At 45.1% G+C, this 3402-nt stretch carries 4 protein-coding genes and 3 tRNA genes; 2 read left to right on the forward strand and 5 right to left on the reverse strand.

Features of this window, described 5'->3' with window-relative positions; all coding sequences use genetic code 11:
• Positions 1-196 precede the first annotated feature (196 nt).
• The 4 genes from LC586_RS40005 to LC586_RS40020 all read right to left on the reverse strand — a co-directional run bounded on the left by LC586_RS40005 (position 197) and on the right by LC586_RS40020 (position 1710).
• Positions 197-268 (reverse strand) — tRNA-Thr (locus LC586_RS40005).
• Between the two features lie 87 nt (positions 269-355).
• Positions 356-441, reverse strand: a tRNA-Tyr gene (locus LC586_RS40010).
• A gap of 124 nt (positions 442-565) precedes the next feature.
• Positions 566-1540 carry a quinolinate synthase NadA gene (nadA, locus tag LC586_RS40015; protein ID WP_229491310.1) on the reverse strand — a complete coding sequence of 325 codons (975 nt, stop codon included), beginning with the start codon at positions 1538-1540 and terminating at the stop codon, positions 566-568.
• Positions 1541-1554: 14 nt separating this feature from the next.
• Positions 1555-1710 (reverse strand): hypothetical protein, encoded by a 156-nt coding sequence (locus tag LC586_RS40020; RefSeq protein WP_229456357.1) that lies wholly within the window; start codon positions 1708-1710, stop codon positions 1555-1557.
• Here LC586_RS40020 and LC586_RS40025 point away from each other — a divergent pair.
• Together LC586_RS40025 and LC586_RS40030 are read left to right on the forward strand one after the other, a co-directional pair.
• The gene (locus tag LC586_RS40025) at positions 1690-2610 is read left to right on the forward strand and encodes a TIGR04168 family protein (protein WP_229491311.1); all 921 of its coding nucleotides are present in this window, start codon (positions 1690-1692) and stop codon (positions 2608-2610) included. The two genes, LC586_RS40020 and LC586_RS40025, sit on opposite strands and share 21 nt — an antisense overlap.
• A 131-nt stretch (positions 2611-2741) precedes the next feature.
• A tRNA-Ser gene (locus tag LC586_RS40030) sits at positions 2742-2826 on the forward strand.
• Positions 2827-2839: 13 nt separating this feature from the next.
• Here the strand turns inward: LC586_RS40030 and LC586_RS40035 are convergent.
• A complete protein-coding gene (locus tag LC586_RS40035; RefSeq protein ID WP_229491312.1) occupies positions 2840-3214 on the reverse strand; it encodes an HNH endonuclease in 375 nt (124 codons plus the stop codon).
• Between the last annotated feature and the right edge of the window lie 188 nt (positions 3215-3402).

The following is a 3402-nucleotide window of genomic DNA, read 5'->3' on the forward strand; positions in this document are numbered from 1 at the left end:
TTTTTGTGGTGGTAGTAACGGTTTTAACCTCTCCCACTGTTCGTTACTTAAGTCTCCTCGGTTGATCATGACTATACAGCGATCGCCTATTTTTTTAGGATACAACGAGTTTGAAAACACGCCCTAGACTGTCCTATGCTTAAGACATATTTAGGACAAGCTAGAGTGGTTTAGGACTGGTAAATGTCTCTGTAAAAGCCCGTGACGAGGATTGAACTCGTGACCTCACCCTTACCAAGGGTGTGCTCTACCACTGAGCCACACGGGCAAAATATAACTTTGGTTTTTCAGTTGTAAGTTACAATGCTGGGAGCTTTGCTCTTAACCCAGTCATTATAACTTATAACTTCGTAAGTGGTGGGCCGGGCTGGATTTGAACCAGCGTAGGCGCTAGCCAACGGATTTACAGTCCGTCTCCATTAACCACTCGGACACCGACCCGATTTGTCTCACGATTTAAAATATTAGCACCATGTTTTATAAATAGCAAGTGATTAGAAAAAATAACTTGTGGGTAGAGATCGCAACAAAACTGCGTCTCTACCATCGGGATAAAAAATACTGGTTACAGGCTCATTTCCAGCATTCGTTGCATTGGTCGCAGTGCAGCAAGGCGGATATCCTCTGACATGGTAATTTCGGGAGTGCGATTTTTCATTGCCCAGTAGAGCTTTTCTAGGGTGTTTAATCGCATAAATGGACATTCGTTACAAGCACAGTTATTCATCGGCGGTGCAGGGATGAAGTGCTTGTCAGGAGCTAATTTTTGCATTTGATGAATGATTCCAGGCTCCGTAGCAACGATAAATTCCTTGGTGGGGCTGTTTTGACAATACTTGAGTAAAGCGGCTGTAGAGCCAATAAAGCTGGCGTGGCGCAATACACTACTTTCACATTCTGGGTGTGCGATCGCCTCTGCTTCTGGGTATGCAATTTTTAACTGGACAATTTTCTTTTCCGAAAAGGTTTCATGGACAACACAGCTACCTTGCCATAGCACCAAATCTCGTCTTGTCTGTTCCATCACATACCGCCCCAAATTCCGATCGGGGGCAAAAATAATCGGCTGTTCCTTCGGTATCTGCTCTACAATCTTGACAGCGTTGGAGCTAGTACAAATAATATCACTCATCGCCTTGATATCAGCAGAACAGTTGATGTAAGACACCACCAAATGATTCGGATGCGCTGCTTTAAAAGCTGTAAACGCCTCTGGTGGACAACTGTCTGCTAAAGAACAACCAGCATCCAAATCTGGTAAAAGTACTAATTTATCAGGATTAAGTATCTTTGCTGTTTCTGCCATGAAGTGAACACCAGCAAAAACGATCGCATCCGCATTGGTTTTTTCTGCGGCTTTCGCTAGTTGTAATGAATCCCCAATAAAGTCTGCAATATCCTGAATATCTGGCTCTTGATAATAATGCGCCAGGATAACGGCGTTGAGTTCTTTTTTCAGACTCTGAATCGCGGCAAACAAATCTAGTGGTAGTTCACCCAGTTGGGTGTTTTCTCGTTGAGCTAGTGCAGTGGTAAACACAGTTAAGGGGTGCTTTAAGTTGCAAATTTATGTCCTGTGGAATCAATTATAGTAGTTTTTACCAAAAATAGTGGACGGTTGATATTTTGGGGTTGTGTCCAAATCGGGCTGAGTTTCATATCCTGGAGATAGACGGCAAGGAAAGTGGCATGACCAGTCAGAAAACTCAATCGATAAACCTCAAAATTGCTGTAGTTGGAGATATTCACGACCAATGGGAAGTGGAAGATGGCGTTGCACTCAAGCATTTGGGTGTTGACTTAGTGCTGTTTGTCGGGGATTTTGGCAATGAGTCGGTGGAAGTGGTCAGAGCGATCGCTTCTCTCGATATTCCCAAAGCAGCCGTGATGGGCAACCACGATGCCTGGTACACCGCCACCGAATGGGGACGCAAAAAGGCTCCTTATGACCGCTCTAAGGAAGACTGGGTACAGGAACAACTCGATTTATTAGGCCCGTCCCATGTCGGTTACGGTAAGTTGGATTTTCCCGCTTGGAATTTAACTGTAGTGGGGGGTCGTCCCTTTACCTGGGGTGGCCCAGAGTGGAAATTCGCGGAAATCTGTAAAGAACGTTACGGTGTGACGAGTTTGGAAGAATCTGCCGATCGCATCGTTAAAGCAGTTAAAAGTGCAGCTTACGAGACGATTATATTTTTGGGTCACAATGGGCCTAGTGGGTTAGGCGATCGCCCCGAAGACCCTTGCGGCAAAGACTGGCACCCAATTGGCGGCGATTTTGGCGATCCAGATTTGGGCGAGGCGATTTCTCAAGCCTTGACTGCTGGTAAAACTATTCCTCTGGTGACCTTTGGTCACATGCACCGAGATTTACGCCATACCAAGAAGGTGCAGCGCAAGCCCATCTTTAGAAGTCCAGAGGGGACAATTTACTTAAATGCGGCTAGTGTCCCCAGGATTGTGGAAAATGACAGCGAGAAGTTGCGTAATTTTTCCATTGTCACCCTAGAGGCGGGTGTGGTTTCGCAAGTTTCCCTAGTTTGGGTTGGGAATGACTTTCAGGTGGCTTCAGAGGAAATTTTGTACGAGCGATCGCCTATTGTGTCGTAGACATTCCCATCCAGTAGTGCAATCTGCGTAGATGATACGATATAGTATTATCTGTCAGCTTTAGTGCTAACCAACAAAAGCGCCTGAATAGGGTCTGAAAGTAGGGTAAGCATAAGTTTGACAGATTTACTGGAGAGGTGGCAGAGTGGTCGATTGCGTCCGACTTGAAATCGGATGAGGCTAAAACCTCCGGGAGTTCGAATCTCCCCCTCTCCGTTGAAAGTTCAAATTAAGCTTGAAGGCGCATTTGAAAGAGTGTCCATCGAGACTCAAGAGCTATTTTGCTTGGTCTTCCATCAGTACATCGTAATGACTGATTTGCAAAAGTTTGGTAGCCAGCACCCAAGACTCGCGGATGCATCTGCACTTGTAAAGATTCTGGATGAATACCAATGAGATCAAGGTCAAACAAGGTATGCAAATCTGCCCGTAAAAGAAGACCATTATCTGGGTGATTATCTTCTTGACCACGATATGGGGATATGTGAGATGCTTCAATGACATCTATTAGATTGCAACCAGTGATCATGCATTGGTCGCCGTAGCGCATTCGTAAAGCTTGTCTAAATGCAGGTTGGCCACGTCGAACTTTAATCTGTCGCATCGCAACTTGCCTACGATCACCTGCTAGTGGGGAATAATCTTGGGCATTTGGGTTTTCAATACAATACGCTTGGGTTAAGGCTGAAAGTCGTGTAAATTAAGCATTGTCCCAAGAATGAAAATGAGCGTGTGGTGCATCTCAAAGATTTCTTATTGGTGTCTCCAGATATACAAAGTAGTGACGTACTG

The organism is Nostoc favosum CHAB5714 (assembly GCF_020829495.1).
In the GTDB taxonomy this organism is placed as follows: Bacteria; Cyanobacteriota; Cyanobacteriia; order Cyanobacteriales; family Nostocaceae; genus Nostoc; species Nostoc favosum.

What these genes read in the sequence shown, in the direction of transcription:
- LC586_RS40035 (WP_229491312.1), bottom strand. Translation starts at nt 3,214, where the DNA reads ATGCGACAGATTAAAGTTCGACGTGGCCAACCTGCATTTAGACAAGCT.
- LC586_RS40025 (WP_229491311.1), top strand. Translation starts at nt 1,690, where the DNA reads ATGACCAGTCAGAAAACTCAATCGATAAACCTCAAAATTGCTGTAGTT.